We start from the raw sequence: 24,861 nt of genomic DNA on the forward strand, positions 1-24,861 counted from the left end.
TATGGCCGCTGCAGAACGTAAACCGAACTGGCAATTTTGGTCAGGACTTGCGTTCTTTTTAGTGGTTATTGCCAGCACTTTCACGGGTATAGGCTGGTTGTATTACACCGCCATGGATGCTCAGGAAGTGCCGTTAAAACGGCTGGTAGTGCAAGGTGAACTGAATTACATGACGCCAAATGATGTGCGTGACACCTTGCTTGGCGAACCGCTGGGAAGTTTTTTCTCGGCTGATGTGGATCAGATTCGGGCGCGTGTTGAAGCCATGCCCTGGGTGGCGAAAGCTTCGGTGCGGAAAGAATGGCCCGATATATTGAAAGTTTTTGTGGTGGAGCAGCAACCGCTGGCCCACTGGAATGCAAATCAGCGCGATGACGCGCTGGTGAATCAGGAGGGTGAAGTGTTTTACGCCGATAAGTCAGTGCTGGAACATGCGTTGCCTTACTTGTCCGGACCGGAGCATGCGGTCGCGGAAGCGGTAAAACATTATCGAAATACCAGTGAGTTACTGGGCCTGAACGGTTTTCAGGTGAGTCAGGTTGAGCTCAGCGAGCGGTTTGCACTGGAGCTGCTACTGAATGACGGTACCAACCTGCGTTTAGGGCGCGAAGCGCTGTTGGAGCGCGTACAGCGGTTTATTGACCTGTACCCGCAACTGAAAGAGCATCAGGATGCGCCGCTGGATTCGGTAGATTTACGTTATGACACGGGTGTCGCCGTACGCTGGCGCAACCCAGAAGAACAACAACAAGAGAGTTAATAGGCATGTCAAAAGCAACAGAACGGAACATGGTCGTTGGCTTGGATATCGGCACAAGTAAGATTGTGGCGTTAATTGGCGAAGTCATGCCTGACGGTGAAATCAGTGTGATCGGCGTGGGGGCGGCAGCAGCCCGCGGCATGGACAAAGGCGGAGTGAACGACCTGAACCTGGTGGTGCAGTCGATTCAACGGGCGGTTGAAGAAGCCGAGCTGATGGCAGATTGCCGCATTGCCTCGGTTTACCTGAACATCTCCGGACGCCATATTTCATGTCAGAACGAAAGTGGCATGGTACCGATTAATGAAGCAGAAGTGACACAGGATGATGTTGATAGCGTGATTCACGCCGCAAAATCCGTGCCCATTGCGCAGGAGCGCCGCATCCTGCACGTGCTGCCACAAGAATTTGTCATCGATTCGCAGGAAAGTATTAAGAGTCCGATTGGTATGTCCGGTGTGCGGATGGAATCCAAGGTGCATATCGTCACCTGTGCCAACGACATGGCCAAGAATATTGAAAAAGCGGTTGAGCGCTGTGGCTTTCGCGTCGACCGGCTGATTTTCTCAGCACTGGCATCGAGCTATTCGGTGTTAACCGATGACGAAAAAGATTTGGGCGTGGCACTGGTCGATATGGGGGCCGGTACTATTGATATCTGCATCTACACCGGTGGTGTATTGCGGCATACGGCGGTCATACCGGCCGCCGGTAATCAGGTGACCAGCGATATCGCCAAGATTTTCCGCACGCCGCTCAATCATGCGGAAGAAATTAAGACCAAATACGCATGTGCACTTTGTCAGTTGGTCAGCAAGGACGACAACATTGAAGTGCCATCGGTAGGCGGTCGCCCGTCGCGGGTCATGCAACGCCATATTTTGGCCGAGGTGGTTGAACCACGGTACCAGGAGCTGTTTGAATTGATCCGGGACGAAATTAAACAAAGCGGATTGGACGAGCAAATTGCTGCAGGCATCGTGTTAACGGGTGGTTGCGGTCGCATGGAAGGCGCTATTGAATTTGCCGAAGAAATATTTCAGATGCCCGTGCGCTTAGGCGAACCGTTGGGAATGCAGGGTTTAAGCGACTATGTGCAAGATCCAACCTACGCCACGGCCGTCGGATTACTCCGTTATGGCCAACAAGATCTGCAATCGCGCCAGGACGAAGCGCGTGACAACAACGTGATCGGATTATGGAAACGAGTTCACGGTTGGTTTAAAGGCGAATTTTAATAAAAACAACACTTTGGAAATCATTTTTGGGGTAGTACACTTAGCAGGTAAAAGGAGAAACAACATGTCTGAAGTATTCGAAGTAGTCGACAACTTTGACAGCGATGCCGTTATAAAAGTAATAGGCGTTGGTGGCGGTGGTGGTAATGCCGTCAAACACATGATCACAGAGTCCATCGAAGGTGTGCAGTTTATCGCTGCCAACACCGACGCGCAGTCTTTGCGTAACCACGGTGCCCACGTGACCATTCAACTGGGTGACGATATCACCAAGGGACTTGGTGCTGGGGCGAACCCGGAAGTAGGTCGTCAGGCAGCGGAAGAATCACGTGAAGAGATCAAGAAGCACTTACAAGGTGCCGACATGATCTTTATCGCTGCAGGTATGGGCGGGGGTACCGGTACTGGTGCTGCTCCTGTGGTTGCCGAGATCGCACGTGAACTGGGCATTCTGACGGTGGCAGTGGTTACCAAACCCTTCCCGTTCGAAGGCCGTAAGCGCATGGCGATCGCCGATGAAGGTATCGCGCAGCTGGCGCGTAACGTTGACTCGCTGATCACCATTCCGAACGAGAAGCTGCTGAAAGTCTTAGGTAAAGGTACCAGCTTGCTGTCAGCGTTCAGTGAAGCGAACAACGTGTTACTGGGTGCGGTGCAAGGTATTGCCGATTTGATTACCCGCACCGGTTTGATCAATGTCGACTTTGCTGACGTAAGAGCTGTTATGCGTGAAATGGGTACCGCAATGATGGGTACCGGCATCGCGCGCGGCGAAGAACGTGCTCAGGAAGCTGCTGAGATGGCGATTAACAGTCCGCTGTTAGAAGACATCGACTTGTCAGGTGCGCGTGGCGTACTGGTGAACATTACTGCCGGTATGGACATGAGCATTGAAGAGTTCGAAATCGTGGGTAACACGGTGAAAGCTTTCGCTTCAGAAAATGCCACAGTTATCGTAGGTACGGTCATCGATCCGGAAATGTCGGAAGAGATGCGCGTTACCGTGGTAGCGACCGGTATTGGTGCAGAGCGTAAGCCGGATATTTCACTGGTCAATAATGCTGGCCGTGAGAAACCGCGTGATACAGGTTACGGTCGTTCTGCCGGCTACCAGGGTAGCGGTGCAGCAACAGCACGTGTACTTGACGAAGATGCGGACGAGCTGGAACAGGACGATTACGAAGTTCAGGTTGAGAAGCCGACAGCAAAACCGCAGGCGCAGGGCAACAAAGATATGGATTACCTTGATATCCCAGCGTTTTTACGCCGTCAAGTAGACTAAAAGCTGCGTAAAGAATAGGTAAAGTGGTGTAGAAAATTGCGAAAAATGCAATTTTTAGGTAAACTATTGCGCCTTTTACTGGTCAGACGACAAGTGAGATTGAGATCGAATGATGAAACAACGCACAATTAAACAGCCGATTGCGACCACTGGTGTGGGTTTGCACAAAGGCAACAAGGTTCAATTGACCCTGCGTCCGGCACCGGCGAATACCGGTCTGGTGTTTCGCCGTGTTGATTTGAAACCTGCCGTGGATATTCGTGCCGATGCTGAATTGGTGCGCGATACCCGTATGTGTACGTGTTTGATCAACGATGACAATGTCCGCGTTTCTACGGTTGAGCATTTGCTTGCCGCAGTTGCTGCAATGGGCATCGATAATCTCATTATTGAAGTCGACAGCCATGAGATTCCAATCATGGACGGTAGCTCGCATCCTTTCATTTACCTGCTGCAAAGTGCGGGCATCCAGGAACAGGGCGTAGCGAAAAAGTTTATCCGGATCAAGCAACCGGTTCGTGTTGAAGAAGGTGACAAATGGGCGGAACTACTACCCCATAATGGCTTCCGCATTGATTTTGCCATCGACTTCGACCATCCGGCGATTGCTGACACCAACCAAGTCGTAAGTATGGACTTCAGTACGTCCAGCTTTATGAAAGACATTAGCCGTGCGCGGACCTTTGGCTTTATGAAAGACATCGAGTTCCTGCGCGCCAATAACCTGGCGCTCGGCGGAAGCTTTGATAATGCAGTAGTGCTGGATGAGTTCCGTATTCTTAACAGCGATGGTTTGCGTTATGACGATGAGTTCGTCAAGCACAAGATCCTGGATGCCGTGGGCGACCTGTACATGGGCGGCCACGCTATCCTCGGTCACTTGCGCGCCTTCAAATCAGGCCACGCGCTGAACAACCAGCTGTTACGCGAAGTCCTGCAGCATCAGGAAGCATGGGAATTTGTCACCTTCGAAGACGAAGCTGTCGAAGCCCCCATCACCTTCGCCAACCCCGTCACCGCGTAACCCGTAGTAGAACTACGGGCTACTGTATTTGTCGGCTAAAGCGAGCAGTTGCGAGCGCAGCGGCTCGTCACACAATTCCGCTTGTTCGCGCAGTTTGCGTACGGTATCTGACTCTTTTACCTCAACTTTCGGCGGCGCGGCCGGCGCTTTTTCAGTGCTCAGATGACGACTCGGGCGTATGCGGATCTCAAGGGATGTCACCGTAGGCGTAGCATGCGTTTGAAAATACGTTATAATGCGGCCTTGTTCGGTTTTTAGGCGCTGCGCAATAGCAGCCGAAGAAACCTGTAAAATCAGGCTCGGTGCACGTACCGCAATGACCTCACAGTGAGGCAATAGCTGCTCCAACGGCTGTTCTTTGAAACAGTCGCGTAATAGCTGTTGCCAGCGTTGGTGTTGCTCGGTAAAGTCAGCAAACTGTTGTAGCCGCTGACTACCCAGCAATTGATCCAGTTTCTTCGGTCGGCGACGTGGCATAGCCCAGTAAATGTTTTAGCAACGAGAGGTTGCATGAGTTTAACAGTCTTCTATAAAGGCGCCAAAGTTAAATTTGGTCTGCGCCTGAGCCGGCGGCGATTAGCTTCGTTCGCCGGAATTATGGTGCTTGGCGCTTTAGTCATCGGCCAACCCTGGTCCAGCTTAGATGCCATGGATCCTGCCGAAGTGCGCAGCAAGATAACCGCTGAGCAAATCGCCCTTGCAGCGCAGTCCGCGGCGGTACAGCAGATCAAGGACGACACCGAAAAGAAACTTACCGCCATGACCATGCAACTAGGTGAGATGCGGGCCAAGCTGCTGAGCCTCGACCAACTGGGCGCACGCCTGGCGCAAGCCGCTGAGATTGATGCCAGTGAACTGGCGCCAAGTGAGCAAGATATGCTCGCCATGGGTGGCCCGGAAGTATCCATTCTTGATGCACCGAAGATGGCACCAGCCGATGTCATGGCCGACCTCGATTTAGTGCTTTCACAGCTGGAAGATAAACAAAAACAGCTGGCGCTACTTGAATCTGTGCTTATGAGTCATCATATCTCTGCAGAGAGCTTCGTTGCCGGGCGACCGGTGGACGATGGTTGGCTCAGTTCACATTATGGCGTGCGCAAAGACCCGTTTAACGGTACGCCAACCATGCATAACGGTATTGATTTCGCGAATCTGGCGGAAGATGCTGGTGTTTTTGCAACAGGTGCGGGCGTAGTGACCTGGTCGGGCGAGCGGTACGGCTACGGAAAACTCGTCGAGATTGACCACGGTGGCGGTTTAAAAACGCGCTACGGCCATTGTGCCGAACTCTTAGTTAAAGAGGGTGACGTTGTAACGCGCGGCCAACAAATCGCGAAACTGGGCAGCACAGGACGCTCGACCGGGCCCCATGTGCATTACGAGGTGTTGCGCAACGAACGCCATATCGATCCCAGCAAGTATGTTTATCGTGATGCTCGCTAGAGCATCGCTGTCATTTAAATACAGGATTAAATAATCACATGTTTGGTAGTCTTTTCCGCAAAGTATTTGGTAGTCGCAACGACCGCATCCTTAAAGGGCTGCAGAAACCAGTTAATGCGATTAATGCCTTAGAGCCAGAATTTGAAGCACTCAGCGATAGCGAACTCAAACAAAAAACCGCTGAATTCAAACAACGTCTGGCCGATGGTGAAACCCTTGATGACATCCTCAACGAAGCTTTCGCAACGGTGCGGGAGGCCAGTAAACGGGTCTTCAACATGCGCCATTTCGATGTGCAGCTGGTCGGCGGGATGATCCTTAACGATAACCGTATTGCGGAAATGCGTACAGGTGAGGGTAAAACCTTAACCGCAACGCTTTCAGCCTATCTGAATGCCTTATCCGGCGACGGCGTCCACATCGTGACCGTGAATGACTACCTCGCGCGTCGTGATGCCGAAACCAACCGTCCGCTGTTTGAATTTCTTGATATGACCGTGGCGTTTAACATCCCCGGCATGCCCCATCAGGAAAAACAAGAGGCCTATCGGGCAGACATTACTTACGGTACCAACAACGAATTTGGTTTCGATTACCTGCGCGATAACATGGCGTTCTCGCCGAAAGAGCGCGTGCAGCGCAAACTGAACTACGCCATCGTGGATGAGGTTGACTCCATCCTAATCGATGAAGCACGTACGCCATTGGTTATTTCCGGTGCCGCCGAAGACAGTTCTGAACTGTACATGAAAATGAATGAGATCGTGCCATTACTGGTGCGGGCCGACGAAGAAGATACCGAAGAAAAACGTGGCGAAGGCGATTTCACCATCGACGAAAAATCCAAGCAGCTGCACTTGACTGAGAACGGTCAGGAGCACGTCGAAGAGATCCTCAAAGAACGCGGCTTGCTGGATCCGGAAGACTCGCTGTACTCGGCAGCCAACATTACTTTACTGCACCATGTGAATGCCGCCTTGCGGGCGCATCACCTGTTCCAGAAAGACGTCGATTATATCGTCAAAGATGATCAAATTATTATCGTTGATGAACATACCGGACGTACTATGGAAGGCCGCCGCTGGTCTGAAGGTCTGCATCAGGCGATGGAAGCCAAAGAAGGCGTGAAGATCCAGAATGAAAACCAGACGCTGGCATCGATTACCTTCCAGAATTATTTCCGTCTGTACGACAAGCTTGCCGGCATGACCGGTACAGCTGACACCGAAGCCTTCGAATTTCAATCCATTTATGGCCTGGAAACCGTCGTGATTCCAACTAACCGGCCGATGGTACGTGATGATCGTCCTGATTTGATTTTCATCACCGCCGAAGAGAAATTCGAAGCAATCGTTGCTGACATCGAAGAATGTCGGAAGAAAATGCAGCCGGCGCTGGTGGGTACCATTTCCATCGAAAGCTCAGAGCTGTTATCTAACTTCCTGAAGAAGAAAAAGATCCCGCACGAAGTGCTGAATGCGAAGTTCCACGCCAAAGAAGCACAAATCGTTGCCCAGGCGGGTATGCCGGGCGCGATTACTATTGCAACCAACATGGCTGGTCGTGGTACCGACATCGTGTTGGGCGGTAATTTGCAGGTCGAAATTGAGCAACTGGAAGAACCGACTCAGGAACTTATCGACAAAGTAAAAGCCGACTGGCAAAAACGTCATGACGAAGTCGTGGCCGCCGGTGGCTTGCATATTATTGGCACTGAGCGCCACGAGTCGCGCCGTATCGATAACCAGCTGCGCGGTCGTTCCGGCCGTCAGGGTGACCCGGGTTCATCACGTTTCTATCTGTCACTGGAAGATAGCCTGATGCGCATTTTCGCGTCAGACCGCATGGCAGGCCTGATGAAGCGTCTTGGCATGAAGCGCGGCGAAGCCATTGAACATCCATGGGTAACGCGCGCAATTGAAAACGCCCAACGTAAAGTTGAAGGGCGTAACTTCGATATCCGTAAAGCCTTGCTGGAATTTGATGATGTTGCCAACGACCAGCGTAAAGTTGTGTACGAACAGCGTAATGAGCTGCTCGATGAGGGCGATATCTCTGAAACCATCCAGGTGATTCGGGCGGATGTGATTGATCAGGTGATCAGCGAATACATCCCACCACAGTCTTTGGAAGAAATGTGGAACGTGCAGGGTCTTGAAGATCGGCTGCGTTCTGACTTCGATCTGCCATTGCCAATTCAAAGTTGGTTGGATGAAGACGATAATCTGCATGAAGAAAACCTGCGCGAGAAGATCGCCGAAGAACTGGAAAAAGCTTACGCCGCGAAAGAAGAGCAGGTTGGCAAAGAAGTTCTGCGTCAGTTTGAAAAAGCTATCATGCTGCAAAGCCTGGATTCACACTGGAAAGAGCATCTGGCGGCCATGGACCATCTGCGTCAGGGTATTAACCTGCGTAGCTACGCGCAGAAGAATCCGAAGCAAGAGTACAAGCGTGAGGCCTTTGAGCTGTTCACCGATATGCTGGAAGCACTGAAACTTGATGTCGTGACCATTCTTAGCAAAGTGCGGGTGCGCGCCGAAGAAGACGTTGAAGCGGTAGAGCAGAAGCGTCGCGAAGCCGCTGCGCGTCAGCAACAGGAATTCAAACACGAAAGCGCTAGTGCGACCGCTGCCGCTGACACCCAGCCAGCGCCACAAGCCACTCCACAAACTGCACCTCCAGCGCCTGCGCAAGCCGGACCGCGGGTTGGCCGCAACGAGCCATGCCCATGTGGTTCAGGTAAGAAGTACAAGCATTGCCATGGCAAGCTCTGATCCGGTTCACGTTGCCGTCGGCGTTATTGAAAACGCTGACGGTGACGTGTTCATTAGCAGACGTCACAAAGATCTCCATCAAGGCGATAAATGGGAATTTCCCGGCGGCAAAGTTGAAGCCGGGGAGACCGTTTACGATGCGCTGGTGCGCGAATTGCAGGAAGAGTGCAACATTCGCGTAGAGTCAGCTTCGCCGCTGACAGTGATCAACCATGCCTATAACGATAAACGCGTCGTATTGGACGTCTGGCGGGTTACATCCTTTACTGGTGAGGTGAGCCAGTGTGACGGTCAGGAGTGGCTCTGGGTGCCAATATACGCCCTGGGCGCCTACCAATTCCCCGAAGCTAATGTAGCCATCATTGAATTACTGGAGAATCCGCTTTAAGGGCAGAGCGCCAGTTCGAATTCGACATTGTTTTCGAAGGAGGCTTTGCCTTGCTGCGGGGTGCAACTCAGAAAGCGGATGCTGAAGCGTTGCTTGTGACCGCTGATTACCGGGTACGCCGGCACTTCGTCTGGCACACGGATGCGCAATAAACTCAGCGGCTCAGTACTTTCCTGCAATAAACCACCTTCTGCGACCACCCACTGAAAATGCGCCTGCCCGCGCAGCAGTTGAAGTTCCAGTTCCAGGCCATTAAACAAAACCGAAAATTCGTGCCACCAACGCCGGCAATCTTCGTCGCGCTTGGCCTGGTCCTGGTGCAACCAGAAATGCAGCTGCGGTACGTCAAAATTACAGGTACCGCCTGGCATGCCAAAACGCTGACGGGTGACGCTGAGCAGACGGTCCTGCTTGAGGTGACTGCCAATGCGAGTGAGTGGTTGGATCGACTTGATGGCGTCCTGAACCCGATTCGCCAGGGCTTGCACCTGATCCTGATTGACATCAGGATGCTGGGCCCAGATTTGTATCTGCCCGCGGCGACGGTCGAGATCTTTTTGCACATCGGTGCGCACATCACTGCGCTCGCAGAGTTCCAGAATCGCGAACAGTGCGTCAAAATAGCGCGAGTAATTGGTGGCGTCGACGGTTTGCTCAGGTTTCAATAACTGCTTGAGGTGTTCGAGGCGCAGGTAAGTACGTACCCGCTCATGTAACGGATATTCGTAATTAATTGTGGCACCTTCAAATTTTTCGCTCATCGGCTCTATGATAGCGGCTTCTTCCACCGTTGCAACGTCTTGAAACAAGTCTGACTGGTAACTCATCTCAGCTCTCCGGCGCTTGGTCGGCTTGCTGCGACTTGCTGGAACGGGCGGATGCCGCAAACTTAAGGTAGTTCTGGTGGAGTTTGGCGACCTGGGGCGCGAGGTCTTCCAAGGGGCCGTCGTTGTTAATGACATCATCCGCCGCGTTTAACCGATCCTGGCGGGTCGCTTGTGCTGCCAGAATTTGTTCAATCTGCTCCGCGCTAACATTGTCACGTTTTAGGGTGCGTTCGCGTTGGGTGTCTTCGCTAACATCAACCACTAACACCCGATCACAAAATTTAGTGAGATTGTTTTCGACTAAAAGTGGCGCAGAGAGAATCACGTAGGGTGAATCAGCTGCCTTGAGTTGTTCGAGAATCTGTTTGCGGATCAGCGGATGGGTCAGCTCATTCAGCCATTGTTTTTCATCGGGCTCGGCGAAGATTTTTTCGCGTAACCAGGCGCGGTTGAGTGCGCCATCCTGCTGCAACGCCTGTCCGCCAAAACGCTCGGTAACTGCCGCCAACGCCGGTGTGTCTTTGTCGATGATATGACGGGCGATAACATCGGCATCGACAACCTCAATGCCCTGACTGGCAAAAAGGTCAGAGACGGTTGTTTTACCGGAGCCAATACCGCCTGTTAAGCCAAGAACCCACATTAGATGCGCACCAGGCCCCAATACCACTGAAGTAATGGCTCGCCCCAAAGCAGTGCAATGACACCACCTAAGATCAGAAAGGGACCAAAGGGAATCGGCTGACCGCGCTTGTTGCGTTGAACCAGTTGCAGGGTAATGCCAATTACTGCACCACTGAAAGCCGCCGCAAGCACGATGACCGGCAAAAGTTGGTAACCCGCCCAGGCCCCAAAAGCCGCCAGCAGCTTAAAGTCGCCATAACCCATACCTTCCTTGCCAGTGAGCAACTTAAACGCCCAGTACACCGACCACAGGAAGAGGTAACCGCCAATAGCACCCATCACCGCATCGGGTAAACTTACCGGACCACCGGTCCAGGCGACAAATAACCCCAACCAAAGGGTGAAGTAGGTGAGCTGGTCAGGCAACAGCATGTGATCGTAATCGATGAAGAACATCGCAATCAGTAAGGCTGCAAACACCATGTAATAAAATGCCGGCCAACCGGCACCGTAGAACCAGGCGATGCTGGCAAAGACCACTCCTGTCAGTAATTCAATGGCAGGGTAACGTAGTGAGATCGGCGCATTACAGTGACGGCATCTCGCTTTTAATATTAGCCAGCTGATAACCGGTATGTTGTCGTACCATTTAATCGGATGTTTGCATTTGGGGCAGTGCGAGCCGGGGGTCGAGATGTTGAAAGTGTCGGGTTTGGCAGCTGGATTCTCGTTAACCGTATCACTGCCCGTATCGCCTGAAAGAAAGACCGCGCACTCCCGCTGCCACTGCCGCTGCATCATGATCGGTAAGCGGCCGATGACGACGTTTAAGAAGCTGCCGACCACCAGGCCAAGTACGAGTCCTAGAATCAAAGTGAGGTGGCTGTAGGCCGGATACAACTCATAAATTTGTTGCAGCATTAACCGACCACCGCGCCGAGGTTAAAGATCGGCAAGTACATCGCGATAATTAGGCCGCCCACGAGTATACCAATGACCACCATGATCATCGGCTCTAGCAATGCGGTAAGGTTATCAACCAGATCGTCAACTTCCCGCTCATAAACATCAGCGACTTTGGAGAGCATGTCGTCCAATGAACCGGCTTCTTCACCGATATAAACCATTTGTGTGGCCATGGTCGGGAAGATATCCACGCTCATCATTGCGGTGTGCATTTGCATGCCTGAGGTAACATCCTCCTGAATACGGTAAATGGCATCGCGGTAGACAGAGTTACCAGAAGCGCCGGCAGCGGATTCCAGTGCGCTGATAAGGGGAACACCTGCGGCAAAGGTGGTGGACAGTGTGCGGGCAAAACGCGCAACGGCGGCTTTGTCGAGAATCATGCCCACCACAGGAATTTTTAAGGAGTAAGCTTGCACTTTGTCCCGGAATTTATCACTTTTAAGCATTGCGCGGGCAAATAGCCAACCGAACACGAAAAAACCTGCAATGACATAAATGGCGTAAGCTTGCATTATTTCGGAAAGATTCACGACGAATTGGGTCATTGCCGGAAGCTCGGCACCGAAATCGCTAAAGACACTTTCAAACTGAGGAACAACATAAATCAGCAAAATCATGGTTACTGCGATAGCAACGACAATGACTGCAGAGGGGTAGACCAGGGCTTTTTTAATTTTCGCTTTTAACGCTTCCGATTTCTCACGATAGGTCGCAATACGATCGAAAATAGCTTCGAGTGAACCTGACTCTTCGCCGGAAGCAACAAGGTCACAATAAAGCGGATCAAAAACCTCGGGATGCTTACGTAATGAAGCTGCTAATGGCGAACCGGAACCCACATCGTCAGCGATGGTCAGCATAAGGTTACGGACTCTGACATGGTCGGTACCCTTGGCCACCATCTCCAAACCTTGCAACAGCGGTACGCCTGCTTCGAGCATGGTGGCAATCTGACGGGTAAATAGCGCAATATCGCCGCCTTTTATTTTTTTATCGCCAAAAAGCGGTTTAGCTTTTTTCTTAACCGAGCGGGGATTAATGCCCTGATCGCGAAGTCGCGCACGAACTTCTTTCTCGTTGTCGCCCCGCATCAGGCCTTTTACTTTTTTGCCCCTACGGTTTAGCCCTTGCCATTGGAATTCACTGAAGTCTTCGATTTTTTTACTTTTTTTAGCTGCAGTTGCCATAGCGGACCCTTAGTTGCTGCTGACGCGATTTGCCTCCGCAAGGCTAATGGTGCCGTCAGCGACTTTTTCTAATGCGGACTGTCGTAATGAATTATAGCCTTCTTTTCGCGCTTGCCGGGCAATTTGTATGGATCCGGCACTCGACATAATAAGCTCCTGGATGGCTTCCGTCACTGGCATCACTTCGTAAATACCTGTGCGCCCTTTATAACCGTTTGTGCATTGGTCGCAGCCAATGGGCTTATGAATCGTCAACGTAGGGATTTGTTCTTCGGTAAAGCCCTGACGAAGAAGTTCCTCGTGGGGAATTTCTTCTGGTTCTTTACATTCATTACATAGGCGGCGGGCCAGGCGCTGGGCGATAATCAGCGATACCGAGCCAGCAATGTTGTACGAAGGCACACCCATGTTCATAAGGCGCGTAAGAGTTTCTGCAGCTGAGTTGGTATGCAGGGTCGACATTACCAGGTGACCTGTTTGTGCTGCTTTGATGGCAATTTCGGCGGTTTCAAGATCGCGAATCTCACCGACCATTACCACATCGGGATCCTGTCGCAAGAACGACCGCAAAGCATCGGCAAAGGTTAAGCCTGCTTTGACGTTGATCTGCACCTGGTTAATGCCGTACAGGTTAATCTCGACGGGGTCTTCAGCGGTCGAAATATTGACCTCCGGGGTATTTAAAATATTAAGACCAGTATAAAGGGATACCGTTTTACCTGAACCAGTGGGGCCGGTGACTAATATCATGCCCTGCGGCTTGTTAAGCGCTTCTTCGTATAGCCGTTGCTGCTCGGGTGCATAACCGAGTGATTCAATCCCCATCATGGCCGCAGCGGAATCGAGAATACGCAGAACTATTTTCTCACCGTACATGGTGGGCAGCGAGCTCACCCGAAAATCAATGGCTTTGTTTTTTGACAGGCGCAGCTTAATACGACCATCCTGGGGTAAGCGTCGTTCGGCAATATCAAGCTGTGACATTACTTTTAAACGCGCTGCAATTCGTGCAGAAAGCGCAAAGGGTGGTCGTGCTATTTCAAGCAACACACCATCGACACGGAAGCGAATACGGTATTCGCCCTCGTAGGGCTCAAAGTGCAAATCCGACGCGCCCCGCTTAATGGCATCAAGCAACATCTTGTTGATATAAATGACGATAGGCGCATCGTTTTTTCCATCAAGAGCGACTGCCCCGTGTTCTTCGCGAACTTCGCCGTCAGCATCGATTTCCCGCAGTTCTTGTTCATCCTGCTCAGTAACACCAAGCATCGAACTTTCGTTTTCCAGCAACTTATCAATAAGCTTTTGCAGTTTGTCTTCCTGAACCAACACTGCTTCGGATTGCAAACGGGTGCGGAACTGAAACTCGTCTAAGGTTTCAATCCGGGTCGGATCAGAAACTGCGACGTAAAGCACATTGCCACGCTGATACAAAGGCACCGCATGGTTTTTGCGTATCAAACGCTCATTGATAAAGTGTTGGGGGATGAGTTCGGAATTGAAGCTATCGAGATCTAACCAGGGACAATTTGATTCCTGATAACAAAATGCAGCCAGTTCCTGGGGCTGCATAAGTTTACGTTCAAGCAAAATCGAGGTGAAAGGTAACTTGGTTTCCCAGGCGTATTCACTACAACTTTTCAGTTGCGCTTCAGGAATTCTTCGATCGCGCAGCAAAAGCGCCGCAAGGGAGTGGTGTAGCATACTGCTTGAGTAACCTTCTAGAATTTAATTGAGCCGAGAAAGTTACCTTATCTCAGCTCAAACTTTATCTAAATATGAATTGGCGTAATGTTAAGTTGGTATTCATTGATTCGGGAGCGCGTGTAACTTCCTGACAACACCAAATACATACGCTACAGGCTCAAGACTACAACTAACTAAATCATATTGACGGAATTACTAAGTCCCTGTAGTCCCTGTCGATACGACAGTGTTTGTAATAGTGCCCGCCGTCAACTGTTCTTCAGTTGTACAGCCGTCTACTCGGTTGAGATCTGTACAGTGTATTTTCCAATCAATATTGCTGCCGCCGACAGGATTTGGTACCAGTTCAACAACTATGTTACCAGAGGTCACTGCACCATCCGGACCATTCGTAGCGTCTAACTGGGCATTAATTACTCCATCGGTAACAGTCGAGGCAATAATTCCGCTAACATCATCTGCATCAGCTATATTTTCTGGAATCCGAGTTGGAACGGAAGCCGTAGACGCTGAACAGCCCGCAAATGATCCAGTATTTTGATAGCAAAGTGAAATAGCTTGTTTGTAAGAAGATAATGCCGAAATACCAGTGCTAGCCTTAGCACGCTGCGTATAATCAGAATAAAGTGGAATGGCGACGGCCGCCAAGATGCCAATGATCGCAACAACGATCATCAATTCGATTAAGGTAAAACCTTTTTGTACTTGCGCTTTCATGTCAAATCTCCCGAAAGGTACGGTAAGTAAAGTTATTATTGTTGTACGGTGTGGCATTCCCTTGTTGGTAAAAACACACACCAACAACAAACTCTGCATCAGCCGAAAGACTGTGGTTGCGCCTGCGACCAAAAAAGTCGAAAAGCCACTCCATCCACCAGACTTTAGCCTGCAGCCCCGCTATCCGCCAGTACCTTTACAATAAAGGTTAAAAAGGCACCGGTGGGACCGGAGGTTTTGCGTCACCGCTTCTCAACGGCTTTGCCTTTTAAGCAATTGCCTGGCATTCCACAGACTGAGTCTGCGGTTTGCGCACTGCAAGATAAACATAGCAGATGTAAGGGAATCGTCAATACTTATACATCTGAAATTCGCAAGGAAAGATCAACGGCCTGCACATGTTTTGTTAACGCACCCGAAGAAATGTAATCAATTCCAGTGCTTACAAGAGTTTTGAGTTGATCGCGAACAACGTTGCCAGACACTTCAATACGAATATTTTTTGACTTCAGCTTAACAGCAGTATGAATATCGTCATAACTGAAGTTGTCTAACATGATGATATCTGCGCCTGCGTGCATGGCGATTTCATACTCTTCAAGGCTTTCGACCTCAACTTCCACGGTTTTATCGGGGTTCAGGCGCCGTGCTTCAGCGATGGCGGCGGGTATGGAGCCACAAGCCATGATGTGATTTTCTTTAATTAAGTAGGCATCGTACAAACCGATCCGGTGATTACTGCCGCCTCCGCACACCACTGCATACTTGAGTGCGGTGCGTAGCCCCGGAATGGTTTTACGCGTGTCGAGCAGCTTGGTTGATGAACCTTCGAGCAATTCGACATAGCTGGCGGTGGTCGTCGCGACGCCAGACAGGGTTTGTAAGAAGTTTAGCGCGGTGCGCTCGCCGGTCAGCATCGTGCGGGCAGGGCCATGCAGTTCGCATAACAGGCTGTTCGCGCTGACGCGGTCGCCGTCGGCCACATGCCAGCTGATCTTTACCTCACCACCGAGTTGCGCAAATACCTCATCGACCCAGGCGGTACCGCAAATCACCGCATCCTCGCGGGTAATAATGCGACCGTGGGCCTGCTGCGTAGCTGGGATAAGCTGCGCGGTAATATCGAGGTTACCACTTACACCGTTCAAGTCTTCAGTGAGGGCGCGAGACACCATTTGCTGGCGATCGGCGGCGAGAAGTTCAGGCTGTACCCGTGTATCCATGGTGGCGCTCGTTGTGGTCATTGATGAAAGCGCTTATTGTAATGGCTTGCAGCGGGGGTGACAATGGTGGAACTATCAAGGCCGCGACAAAGAACCTTTAATAAGATGATAGAAATGATGGCAGACGCATGATCAAAAACGGAACCTATCCACAAGCAGAACAAAAGTTATCGCCGCACCATGACGATCGCACGGATCCCGATGGTATCAGCGTGTTAGTGGTGCATTGCATTAGCTTGCCCGCCGGCGAATTCGGTCAGCCTTACATTGACCAGCTGTTTATGGGCACCATAGATACCAACGAACACCCGACGTTTGGGATTTTAAAGGGCCTGCGCGTTTCAGCGCACATGGTCATCCATCGTGATGGGCGAATGGTGCAGTATGTCCCCTTCCATAAACGTGCCTGGCATGCAGGAGTCTCCCATTACTGCGGGCGCAAAGGCTGTAATGAGTTTTCGATCGGAATAGAGCTTGAGGGAACGGACACCGCCCCCTACACTAAAGAGCAGTACCAGCAACTGGCAAAAGTAGCCGCGGCACTGGTGCAGGAGTATCCCGCCCTGACGCCGCAGCGCATCGTTGGTCATCAGCATATTGCGCCCGTACGCAAGACCGATCCAGGTCCGGCATTCGATTGGCAGCACTTTAAACAGCTACTTGATCAGCAGCTGTATAACGAGGACATTTAAATGCAATTACTGGCGATTTTATTGGCGTATTCATTAGAACGTTCGGTAACCCTAAGTCGCAATTTGCACTGGCGCCGCATCGTGTTGCGCTGGCAACAATGGCAGGCGAAAAAGACCCAGGTAGGTAGCGACAGTCAGGAAAAAATCGCTGAGTGGCGTCAGCATTTGCTCGGCGAAGTGGTCTGGGCGGTATTGCCGGCGCTGATCATCACCTTTGTTGTGGTGTTGGTTGATTCGTTCCTGCTTTCCTTTGTGATTGGCGTGCTGGCGCTGCTTGCCGCCATGCAATGCGGACAAGCGCGGGCTGCGTACAAAGCTTATCTTGAAGCCGCAAATAGCGGTGACACCGGCGCAACCGCCGAGCAGTTACGTCAGATACGTCGGGCGTCGGGCCATCAGGAAGCGGCGCCGGTTCATGATCTGCTGCTGTGGATTCACTTGCGTTATTACTTCGCTCCGCTGCTTTACTATGTGTTGTTCGGCATCTTCGGGGTGCTGGTGTACGCCACGCTGCGCGATATGAAACATCCACGCAATAAGGCCTGGGATCAGCTACAACTGATTGTGCACTGGCTACCTACACGTATCATGAGCTTCGGCTTTTTGATGGTCGGTAATTTCGGTAAAGCTTTGCCGGTGTGGCTGAGCTCAGTGGGCAACACGCCGCAAAACAATTTTGCCGCCTTAAGTAAAGTCGCAAACGCGGCGGAACAGCTGGAACCGAGCCATGAAGACGACGTTACTTCTACTGCTCTGACCACTGTTGCGTTAATGAAGCGTAACTTGCTGTTTTTCATTGTCTTACTCGCAGTAATGACCATCGCTGGCTGGTTCTGATGAATTAATGTTTGGGTTCACGCCCAAACTAGTCTAAAATACGTTTGGTAAGACCAATGCACCAACAAACAGCAAGAGCGTTATTCGTTGTTCGAACGCTTCGCTCTTCGTACGCTACGCTATTCGGTAACTTCAAGCTCGAGCAGCGTAGCGTACGAACAGAGAGGCGAAGCCGAACGTACGAGCAACGGACAACGCTCTTAAAGGTTTTTATGAATGGCTTTTGATCGCATACAACCGACGAAGCTTTCTGATGTCATCATGCAGCGGATTGAAGTGATGATTGTCGACGGCACCTTAGAAGCTGGCGCGCGCTTGCCGTCGGAGCGGGATCTTGCGCATCAATTTTCGGTGTCGCGGCCAAGTTTGCGCGAAGCCATTCAAAAGTTAGAAGCGCGCGGTTTACTTGAGCGACGTCAAGGCGGCGGCACATATGTTTGCGATAATATGCAGAAGCGCGTGGCGGAACCCCTCCTGGAACTGCTGACACAGCACCCTGAATCGCAGTTCGACCTGCTAGAGTTTCGCCACGCGCTCGAAGGCATTTCGTCGTATTACGCTGCTATGCGTGGTACGCCAACCGACATCGCCCGCATTGAAGAGAGCTTTGCGGCGATTAAGCAGGACGATAATGCGGAGCTCACCGCACAAGCGGAAGCACTCAACGAATTCAACCTGCGCATCTGCGAAGCATCGCATAATGTGATCCTCCTGCACCTGGTGCGGAGTATGCAGCCACTATTACAAAAAAATATTCAGCAAAACCTGCAGGACCTGTCGCATAAGGCAGGCGTCATGCAACAACTTCACGAACACCGGCAGCACATTGTCACTGCCATTTCAGCTGGCGAGCCAGAACAAGCGCGCGAAGCTTGTCATCAGCTGCTAGCCTATATTGAACACGCGTTGCTGACCTCGAATCGTGAACAGTCACGGATTCAGCGGTCATTGCGCCGAACGTAAACTGGGTAAGGATAAAGTATGACTGACCATTTAAAAGACGACATTGATCCACAGGAAACACGCGAGTGGCTTGACTCCCTCGAAGTCGTGTTAGAAGAAGATGGCCCGGAGCGCGGCCATTTCCTGATGGAATCATTGATTGAGAAGGCGCGTCGCAGCGGTGCTTACCTGCCTTATGCGGCGACTACCGCTTACTTGAATACGATTCCGGCCAGTCAGGAGCCGACCATGCCAGGCGACCAGAGTATGGAAGCCCGGATCCGCTCAGCGATTCGCTGGAATGCGCTGGCAATGGTACTGCGCGCATCGAAGAAAGAGCTCGAGCTCGGCGGTCACATTTCCAGCTTCGCGTCATCAGCGATGCTTTATGATGTTGGCTTCAACCACTTCTTCCGCGCCCCGACCGATAAAGACGGCGGCGACTTCCTGTTTATTCAGGGCCACGCATCGCCAGGTATCTACGGTCGCGCATTCTTGGAAGGCCGCATCAGTGAAGAGCAGCTCAACAATTTCCGTCAGGAAGTTGACGGCGAAGGCGTGAGTTCTTACCCGCACCCGAAATTGATGCCTGATTTCTGGCAGTTCCCGACGGTATCTATGGGCTTAGGTCCGATTCAGGCCATTTATCAGGCCCGCTACCTGAAGTACCTGACTGACCGTGGCATTAAAGATTGCTCAAATCAGCGCGTGTACTGTTTCTTAGGCGATGGCGAAGTCGATGAGCCAGAAAGCCTGGGTGCCATTGGTCTTGCCACCCGTGAAGGTCTGGATAACCTGACCTTTATCGTTAACTGTAACTTGCAGCGGCTGGACGGCCCGGTCCGTGGTAACGGCAAAATCATTCAGGAACTTGAAGGCACCTTCCGCGGCGCTGGCTGGGAAGTAATTAAAGTGATCTGGGGCCGCTACTGGGATCCATTGCTGTATCGCGATACCGAAGGCAAGCTTGCGCAAATCATGCAGGACAGCGTCGACGGTGAGTATCAGAACTACAAAGCCAAAGGCGGCGCTTACACCCGTGAGCACTTCTTCGGCAAAACTGAAGAAACTAAGGAAATGGTCGCCAACCTGTCTGATGAAGACATCTGGCGTCTGAACCGCGGTGGTCACGATCCAGTGAAAGTCTACGCGGCTTACCATAAAGCGGTGAACACTAAAGGTCGGCCACAGGTGATCCTGGCGAAAACCGTCAAAGGTTACGGCATGGGCTCGGCTGGCGAAGGTAAAAACATCGCTCACCAGGTTAAGAAAATGGACATGGACGCGATCAAACACTTCCGTGACCGTTTCAATATTCCGATTAAAGACAGCGAGTTAGAAGACATCCCATTGTACAAATTCCCGGACGACAGCCCGGAAATGAAATACATGCGCGAGCGTCGTGAGTCGCTGGGTGGCTACATGCCAGTACGTCGTCCGAACACCGACGTAGAACTGGAAATGCCAGCCCTGAAAGCATTTGAGTCAGTACTGAAAGGCTCAGGTGACCGTGAGATCTCAACCACCATGGCCTTTGTGCGGGTGCTTAACTCACTGTTGAAAGACAAGAAAATTGGTAAACGCATTGTGCCGATTATTCCGGACGAAGCGCGTACCTTTGGTATGGAAGGCTTATTCCGTCAAGTTGGTATTTACTCCAGCCAGGGCCAGAAATATGAGCCGCAAGATGCGGATCAGGTCGCCTATTATCGCGAAGATAAAGAAGGCCAAGTACTGCAGGAAGGTATTAACGAGCTTGGCGCCATGGCCTCATGGGTGGCGGCAGCGACCAGCTATTCAACCAATAACGAACCGATGATTCCGTTCTACATCTATTACTCGATGTTCGGGTTCCAGCGCGTTGGTGATTTGGTCTGGGCTGCCGGCGATAGCCAGGCACGTGGTTTCCTGATTGGCGGTACCGCCGGTCGCACCACGCTCAATGGCGAAGGTTTGCAGCATCAGGATGGCAGCAGCCACTTGTTGTTCAACACCGTACCAAACTGTGTGACTTACGACCCAACTTTCGGTTACGAAGTTGCTGTTATCGTACAAGACGGCTTACGTCGTATGTATGGCGAGCAGGAGAACGTGTTCTATTACCTGACCGTCATGAACGAGAACTACCAGCAACCAGAAATGCCTGAGGGTGTCGAAGAAGGCATCATCAAGGGTATCTATGAACTGGAAGAGCACAAAGCGAAAGGCTCGAAAGGTCATGTGCAGTTGCTGGGCTCAGGCACAATTCTACAGCAGGCTCGTAAAGCCGCGCTTATCTTGCTGGAGCAGTTTAACGTATCGTCGAAAGTCTACAGCGCGACCTCGTTCAATGAACTGGCCCGCGATGGTATGGACGTCGATCGTCATAACATGCTGAATCCGGGCAAAAAAGCCGAAGAAGCTTATGTGACCAAAGTACTGAGCAAGGCGAAGGGCCCGACCATTGCCGCAACGGATTATCAGAAACTTTACGCTGACCAGATCCGCGCCTGGGTGCCAACCCCTTACCGCGTGTTAGGTACCGATGGTTTCGGTCGTTCAGACAGCCGCGAAAACTTGCGCCGTCACTTTGAAGTGAGTGCCGAGTACATTGTGGTAGCAGCCTTGGCAGAACTTGCCAAAGCAGGGGATATTGATGCCAAGGTGGTGCAAAAAGCCATTAAGGATTTCGATATCGATACCAACAAAATCAACCCACTGTACGCATAAGCGACGGGAGCGGAGACAAACATGGCAGATTCAAAAGAAGTGCTCGTCCCCGATGTGGGCGGCGAAGAAGTCGAAGTAATTGAAATTATCGTCAGTAAAGGCGACAGCGTTGACGCTGAAGATGGCTTGATCACCGTTGAAAGCGACAAGGCATCAATGGACATTCCTGCGCCTTTCGCTGGTACGGTGAGCGAAATCAAAGTCAGCGTCGGCGATAAGATCAGCGAAGGCGACTTGATCGCGATGATCGAAGCTGCGGGTGACTCCGATGACGATTCCGACGACACCAACGGTGATTCCGACGATGATGTAGCCCGCAGTTCTACTGCGGGGAAATCCTCCGACGACACCAATGGCGATTCCGACGATGACGAGTCCGACGACGATGACGACGATAAAGAAGGGTCAGCCCCTAAAGGGTCTGACCCGGACGGCGACACCGAAGTCATCGACGTCAAAGTCCCCGACATCGGCGATGACGGCGAAGTCGACGTCATTGAAGTATTGGTCAGCGTTGGCGATACCATCGAAAAAGAAGACGGCTTAATCACCCTCGAAACCGACAAAGCAACAATGGATGTACCCAGCCCGGAAGCAGGTACAGTGAAATCCGTTGAAGTCAGCACCGGCGACAAAGTGAAAGAAGGCTCGCTGGTAATCACCCTAGAAGTAGCCCGCAGTTCTACTGCGGGGGATGCTTCAGGCGACGAAAAATCATCGTCCAAAGATTCGAAATCATCGTCCAAAGATTCGAAATCTTCGTCGGCTGACGCCGATGCATCTTCTGACGAAGATGCAGAAGGGTCAGACCGCTCCGGGTCGGACCCAAGCGGCCGGATAACGGCAAGTGGTGAGCGCAAAGCGCCGCCAGTACCTGATCACCCGTTGGACAAAAAAGGTAAAGCTGAAGGCTTAGCCTATGCTTCACCGGCAGTGCGTCGTCTGGCCCGCGAGTTCGGTGTCGATCTGAACCAGGTAAATGGTTCTGGCCGCAAAGACCGCATCCTCAAAGAGGACGTGCAAGAGTACGTGAAGTATGAACTGTCACGTCCGAAAGCGACCTCCTCTGGCAGCACCTCCCAAGGCGCTGGTGGTTTGCAGGTTATTGCGCCGCCGAAAGTCGACTTCAGTAAGTTTGGTGAAGTAGAAAAAGTACCGATGTCTCGGATTCAGAAAATTTCCGGTCCGAATCTGCATCGCAACTGGGTGACCATCCCGCACGTTACGCAATTTGATGAAGCGGATATCACCGAGCTGGAAAACTTCCGTAAGCAGGAAAACAAACTGCAGGAGAAGAAGAAAGACGGCGTGAAGATCACCCCATTGGTGTTCATCATGAAAGCAGTGGCCAAAGCGCTGCAGGAGTATCCGCAATTTAACTCGTCGCTGCATGAAGATGGCGAGCACCTGATCATGAAAAAATACATCAATATCGGGATTGCGGTGGATACCCCTGGAGGCCTGGTGGTACCGGTTATTCGCGACGTCGACAAGAAAGGCATTTACGAGCTTTCTGAAGAACTCATTGATGTCAGTACGCGGGCCCGTGACGGCAAGCTGAAAGCGCAGGACATGCAGGGCGGTTGTTTCTCAATTTCCAGCCTGGGCGGCATTGGCGGTACGGCATTTACGCCAATCGTTAATGCACCGGATGTCGCTATCCTCGGGGTTTCGAAAAGTGAAATGAAACCTAAATGGAACGGCAATGAATTTGAGCCGCGCTTAATGTTGCCAACCAGCCTGTCTTACGACCATCGTGTCATTGACGGTGCGGTTGCGGCGCGCTTTAGTGTGTATCTGTGCAACGTGTTGTCAGATATCCGTAAGATGATTCTATAAATTAAACAAATGCCGGCGGGGCTGCTATAATGCGCCCCGCGCGATAATTAACCGAATTCAACGAAATTCTACGAAAGTAAGAGGTCGTCATGAGCAAAGAAATTAATGCCCAAGTGGTCGTACTCGGTGCGGGCCCTGGTGGTTACTCAGCAGCCTTCCGCGCTGCCGATTTAGGTTTGGAAACAGTACTTGTTGAGCGTTACAGCACTCTTGGTGGCGTCTGTCTGAACGTCGGTTGTATCCCATCAAAAGCCTTATTGCACCTTGCTAAGCACATTGAAGATGCCAAGCACATGGATGCCGAAGGCGTTGAATTTGGTGAGCCAAAAATCGACCTCGACAAAATCCGTAAGCACAAAGAAAAAGTCGTGGGTCAGTTGACCGGCGGTCTTGGCCAGATGTCGAAAATGCGTAAAGTGAAAGTCGTTACTGGTAAGGGCGAGTTCGCCAGCGACAAGCAGCTGAGTGTAAAAGATGACGACGGCAATGAAACCGTGGTTAATTTTGAGCATGCCATTATTGCCACCGGCTCACAATCGATCAAGCTACCTTTCGTACCTCATGACGACGAGCGTATCTGGGATTCGACAGCGGCACTTGAGCTGCGCTTCATCCCAGATCGTATGCTGGTACTTGGTGGCGGTATTATAGGCCTGGAAATGGGCTGTGTTTACAGCGCACTAGGTTCGAAAATTGACGTAGTCGAAATGACCGATCAGCTGATTCCGCCAGCAGATAAAGACATCATTAAGCCTTTCACTAAGTCAATGAAGAACAAGTTCGACAACGTCATGCTGAACACCAAAGCAGCGAAGGTCGAAGCCAAAAAAGACGGCATCCACGTTACCTTTGAAGGTGATAACGCACCTGACAAGCCGGTTAAATATGACGCAGTTCTGGTCGCTGTTGGCCGCGCGCCAAATGGTAAGAAGATTGCTGCTGATAAAGCTGGCGTGAAAGTAACAGACCGCGGTTTCATCGAAGTTGACAAGCAAATGCGTACCAACGTGAAGAATATTTTCGCGATTGGCGATTTGGTAGGCCAACCGATGCTGGCGCACAAAGCTGTGCACGAAGGTCACGTTGCCGCGGAAGTTATTTCTGGCAAGAAACACTACTTCGATCCGAAAGTGATTCCATCGATTGCTTACACGGATCCAGAAGTCGCGTGGGCCGGTCTCACCGAGAAAGAAGCCAAAGAGCAAGGTATTGAGTACGATACAGCGGTATTCCCGTGGTCAGCTTCTGGCCGTGCCATCGCACAAGGCGCAACGGACGGCATGACCAAGTTGTTGTTCGATAAGAACAACCGCATCATCGGTGGCGCTGTGGTCGGTTCTAACGGTGGTGAACTGATGGGCGAAATCTGTCTCGCTATCGAAATGGGTTGTGACGCAGAAGACATCGCACTCACCATCCATGCTCACCCAACCCTGCACGAATCTGTAGGCCTGGCAGCTGAAGTGTTTGAAGGCTCAATCACTGACCTGCCAAACAAAAAAGCCAAGAAAAAGTAGCCCGTAATTCTATTACGGGTCCAATCCTCGTACACCACGATGATTAAACAAACACCGCGATGGCTCAGCCGCCGCGGTGTTTTTTTGTATGTATTCCAACCCTCACTTGTACGCCAGAGTAAAAAAATATACAATCTAAATCCAACATAAAAAATA

21 protein-coding genes and 1 riboswitch are annotated in these 24,861 nt (G+C 51.4%); of the genes, 13 read left to right on the forward strand and 8 right to left on the reverse strand.

Features of this window, described 5'->3' with window-relative positions; genetic code table 11:
- The first annotated feature begins 1 nt into the window (after position 1).
- The 4 genes from CWI69_RS08405 (at position 2) to lpxC (ending at position 4,304) form a co-directional block, all read left to right on the forward strand.
- Positions 2–760: a cell division protein FtsQ/DivIB gene (locus tag CWI69_RS08405; RefSeq protein WP_126763714.1), complete on the forward strand. Its 759-nt coding sequence runs from the start codon at positions 2–4 to the stop codon at positions 758–760.
- 5 nt (positions 761–765) lie between these two features.
- Positions 766–1,998 (forward strand): cell division protein FtsA, encoded by a 1,233-nt coding sequence (gene ftsA, locus CWI69_RS08410; RefSeq protein ID WP_126763716.1) that lies wholly within the window; start codon positions 766–768, stop codon positions 1,996–1,998.
- 64 nt (positions 1,999–2,062) lie between these two features.
- Positions 2,063–3,280 (forward strand): cell division protein FtsZ, encoded by a 1,218-nt coding sequence (gene ftsZ, locus CWI69_RS08415; protein WP_126763718.1) that lies wholly within the window; start codon positions 2,063–2,065, stop codon positions 3,278–3,280.
- A 109-nt stretch (positions 3,281–3,389) separates the two neighbouring features.
- On the forward strand, positions 3,390–4,304 hold the full coding sequence (gene lpxC, locus CWI69_RS08420; RefSeq protein ID WP_126763720.1) for a UDP-3-O-acyl-N-acetylglucosamine deacetylase: 915 nt from the start codon (positions 3,390–3,392) through the stop codon (positions 4,302–4,304).
- Between the two features lie 12 nt (positions 4,305–4,316).
- Here lpxC and CWI69_RS08425 read toward each other — a convergent pair whose 3' ends face one another.
- Positions 4,317–4,781, reverse strand: a complete 465-nt coding sequence (locus CWI69_RS08425; RefSeq protein WP_126763721.1) for a DciA family protein — start codon at positions 4,779–4,781, stop codon at positions 4,317–4,319.
- A gap of 33 nt (positions 4,782–4,814) precedes the next feature.
- On the opposite strand from CWI69_RS08425, the gene CWI69_RS08430 reads away from it, so the two are divergent.
- From CWI69_RS08430 to mutT, 3 genes are read left to right on the forward strand one after another with little or no spacing between them, the layout of a single operon-like run.
- Positions 4,815–5,750 carry a M23 family metallopeptidase gene (locus tag CWI69_RS08430; RefSeq protein WP_126763723.1) on the forward strand — a complete coding sequence of 312 codons (936 nt, stop codon included), beginning with the start codon at positions 4,815–4,817 and terminating at the stop codon, positions 5,748–5,750.
- 38 nt (positions 5,751–5,788) lie between these two features.
- Entirely contained in the window at positions 5,789–8,524 is a 2,736-nt protein-coding gene (gene secA, locus CWI69_RS08435; protein ID WP_126763725.1) for a preprotein translocase subunit SecA, read from the forward strand.
- Positions 8,511–8,912, forward strand: coding sequence for an 8-oxo-dGTP diphosphatase MutT (gene mutT, locus CWI69_RS08440; protein WP_126763726.1), 402 nt, complete (start codon positions 8,511–8,513; stop codon positions 8,910–8,912). Before secA ends, mutT begins: the two co-directional genes overlap by 14 nt.
- Here mutT and zapD read toward each other — a convergent pair.
- The 7 genes from zapD to nadC all read right to left on the reverse strand — a co-directional run bounded on the left by zapD (position 8,909) and on the right by nadC (position 16,190).
- Positions 8,909–9,739 (reverse strand): cell division protein ZapD, encoded by an 831-nt coding sequence (gene zapD, locus CWI69_RS08445; protein ID WP_157984260.1) that lies wholly within the window; start codon positions 9,737–9,739, stop codon positions 8,909–8,911. The two genes, mutT and zapD, sit on opposite strands and share 4 nt — an antisense overlap.
- 1 nt (position 9,740) lies before the next feature.
- The gene (coaE, locus tag CWI69_RS08450) at positions 9,741–10,382 is read right to left on the reverse strand and encodes a dephospho-CoA kinase (RefSeq protein WP_126763730.1); all 642 of its coding nucleotides are present in this window, start codon (positions 10,380–10,382) and stop codon (positions 9,741–9,743) included.
- Positions 10,382–11,284 (reverse strand): prepilin peptidase, encoded by a 903-nt coding sequence (locus CWI69_RS08455; protein ID WP_126763731.1) that lies wholly within the window; start codon positions 11,282–11,284, stop codon positions 10,382–10,384. Before CWI69_RS08455 ends, coaE begins: the two co-directional genes overlap by 1 nt.
- Positions 11,284–12,519, reverse strand: coding sequence for a type II secretion system F family protein (locus CWI69_RS08460; RefSeq protein ID WP_126763733.1), 1,236 nt, complete (start codon positions 12,517–12,519; stop codon positions 11,284–11,286). Before CWI69_RS08460 ends, CWI69_RS08455 begins: the two co-directional genes overlap by 1 nt.
- A gap of 9 nt (positions 12,520–12,528) precedes the next feature.
- Complete coding sequence (pilB, locus tag CWI69_RS08465; RefSeq protein ID WP_126763735.1) at positions 12,529–14,226, reverse strand: type IV-A pilus assembly ATPase PilB; 1,698 nt, start codon at positions 14,224–14,226, stop codon at positions 12,529–12,531.
- A gap of 198 nt (positions 14,227–14,424) precedes the next feature.
- The gene (locus CWI69_RS12370) at positions 14,425–14,946 is read right to left on the reverse strand and encodes a pilin (RefSeq protein ID WP_126763737.1); all 522 of its coding nucleotides are present in this window, start codon (positions 14,944–14,946) and stop codon (positions 14,425–14,427) included.
- Positions 14,947–15,113: 167 nt separating this feature from the next.
- Positions 15,114–15,222: riboswitch (cyclic di-GMP riboswitch) on the reverse strand.
- Between the two features lie 80 nt (positions 15,223–15,302).
- On the reverse strand, positions 15,303–16,190 hold the full coding sequence (gene nadC / locus CWI69_RS08475; protein WP_126763739.1) for a carboxylating nicotinate-nucleotide diphosphorylase: 888 nt from the start codon (positions 16,188–16,190) through the stop codon (positions 15,303–15,305).
- Between the two features lie 107 nt (positions 16,191–16,297).
- On the opposite strand from nadC, the gene ampD reads away from it, so the two are divergent.
- The 6 genes from ampD (at position 16,298) to lpdA (ending at position 24,705) form a co-directional block, all read left to right on the forward strand.
- The gene (gene ampD / locus CWI69_RS08480; protein ID WP_126763741.1) at positions 16,298–16,861 is read left to right on the forward strand and encodes a 1,6-anhydro-N-acetylmuramyl-L-alanine amidase AmpD; all 564 of its coding nucleotides are present in this window, start codon (positions 16,298–16,300) and stop codon (positions 16,859–16,861) included.
- Positions 16,862–17,698, forward strand: coding sequence for a regulatory signaling modulator protein AmpE (gene ampE, locus CWI69_RS08485; RefSeq protein ID WP_126763743.1), 837 nt, complete (start codon positions 16,862–16,864; stop codon positions 17,696–17,698).
- Between the two features lie 216 nt (positions 17,699–17,914).
- Entirely contained in the window at positions 17,915–18,661 is a 747-nt protein-coding gene (pdhR, locus tag CWI69_RS08490; protein WP_126763745.1) for a pyruvate dehydrogenase complex transcriptional repressor PdhR, read from the forward strand.
- 18 nt (positions 18,662–18,679) lie between these two features.
- Positions 18,680–21,349 carry a pyruvate dehydrogenase (acetyl-transferring), homodimeric type gene (gene aceE / locus CWI69_RS08495; RefSeq protein WP_126763747.1) on the forward strand — a complete coding sequence of 890 codons (2,670 nt, stop codon included), beginning with the start codon at positions 18,680–18,682 and terminating at the stop codon, positions 21,347–21,349.
- A 21-nt stretch (positions 21,350–21,370) separates the two neighbouring features.
- Positions 21,371–23,188, forward strand: a complete 1,818-nt coding sequence (aceF, locus tag CWI69_RS08500) for a dihydrolipoyllysine-residue acetyltransferase (RefSeq protein WP_126763749.1) — start codon at positions 21,371–21,373, stop codon at positions 23,186–23,188.
- A gap of 89 nt (positions 23,189–23,277) precedes the next feature.
- A complete protein-coding gene (gene lpdA, locus CWI69_RS08505; protein ID WP_126763750.1) occupies positions 23,278–24,705 on the forward strand; it encodes a dihydrolipoyl dehydrogenase in 1,428 nt (475 codons plus the stop codon).
- The last annotated feature ends 156 nt before the right edge of the window (positions 24,706–24,861 follow it).

The sequence above is a fragment of the Pseudidiomarina halophila genome, assembly GCF_003987215.1.
In the GTDB taxonomy this organism is placed as follows: Bacteria; Pseudomonadota; Gammaproteobacteria; order Enterobacterales; family Alteromonadaceae; genus Pseudidiomarina; species Pseudidiomarina halophila.

Bases quoted from the DNA above. Each gene is read 5' to 3' on its own strand.
- CWI69_RS08405 (WP_126763714.1), top strand. From the start codon at position 2: ATGGCCGCTGCAGAACGTAAACCGAACTGGCAATTTTGGTCAGGACTT.
- ftsA (WP_126763716.1), top strand. From the start codon at position 766: ATGTCAAAAGCAACAGAACGGAACATGGTCGTTGGCTTGGATATCGGC.
- ftsZ (WP_126763718.1), top strand. From the start codon at position 2,063: ATGTCTGAAGTATTCGAAGTAGTCGACAACTTTGACAGCGATGCCGTT.
- lpxC (WP_126763720.1), top strand. From the start codon at position 3,390: ATGATGAAACAACGCACAATTAAACAGCCGATTGCGACCACTGGTGTG.
- CWI69_RS08425 (WP_126763721.1), bottom strand. From the start codon at position 4,781: ATGCCACGTCGCCGACCGAAGAAACTGGATCAATTGCTGGGTAGTCAG.
- CWI69_RS08430 (WP_126763723.1), top strand. From the start codon at position 4,815: ATGAGTTTAACAGTCTTCTATAAAGGCGCCAAAGTTAAATTTGGTCTG.
- secA (WP_126763725.1), top strand. From the start codon at position 5,789: ATGTTTGGTAGTCTTTTCCGCAAAGTATTTGGTAGTCGCAACGACCGC.
- mutT (WP_126763726.1), top strand. From the start codon at position 8,511: ATGGCAAGCTCTGATCCGGTTCACGTTGCCGTCGGCGTTATTGAAAAC.
- zapD (WP_157984260.1), bottom strand. From the start codon at position 9,739: ATGAGTTACCAGTCAGACTTGTTTCAAGACGTTGCAACGGTGGAAGAA.
- coaE (WP_126763730.1), bottom strand. From the start codon at position 10,382: ATGTGGGTTCTTGGCTTAACAGGCGGTATTGGCTCCGGTAAAACAACC.
- CWI69_RS08455 (WP_126763731.1), bottom strand. From the start codon at position 11,284: ATGCTGCAACAAATTTATGAGTTGTATCCGGCCTACAGCCACCTCACT.
- CWI69_RS08460 (WP_126763733.1), bottom strand. From the start codon at position 12,519: ATGGCAACTGCAGCTAAAAAAAGTAAAAAAATCGAAGACTTCAGTGAA.
- pilB (WP_126763735.1), bottom strand. From the start codon at position 14,226: ATGCTACACCACTCCCTTGCGGCGCTTTTGCTGCGCGATCGAAGAATT.
- CWI69_RS12370 (WP_126763737.1), bottom strand. From the start codon at position 14,946: ATGAAAGCGCAAGTACAAAAAGGTTTTACCTTAATCGAATTGATGATC.
- nadC (WP_126763739.1), bottom strand. From the start codon at position 16,190: ATGACCACAACGAGCGCCACCATGGATACACGGGTACAGCCTGAACTT.
- ampD (WP_126763741.1), top strand. From the start codon at position 16,298: ATGATCAAAAACGGAACCTATCCACAAGCAGAACAAAAGTTATCGCCG.
- ampE (WP_126763743.1), top strand. From the start codon at position 16,862: ATGCAATTACTGGCGATTTTATTGGCGTATTCATTAGAACGTTCGGTA.
- pdhR (WP_126763745.1), top strand. From the start codon at position 17,915: ATGGCTTTTGATCGCATACAACCGACGAAGCTTTCTGATGTCATCATG.
- aceE (WP_126763747.1), top strand. From the start codon at position 18,680: ATGACTGACCATTTAAAAGACGACATTGATCCACAGGAAACACGCGAG.
- aceF (WP_126763749.1), top strand. From the start codon at position 21,371: ATGGCAGATTCAAAAGAAGTGCTCGTCCCCGATGTGGGCGGCGAAGAA.
- lpdA (WP_126763750.1), top strand. From the start codon at position 23,278: ATGAGCAAAGAAATTAATGCCCAAGTGGTCGTACTCGGTGCGGGCCCT.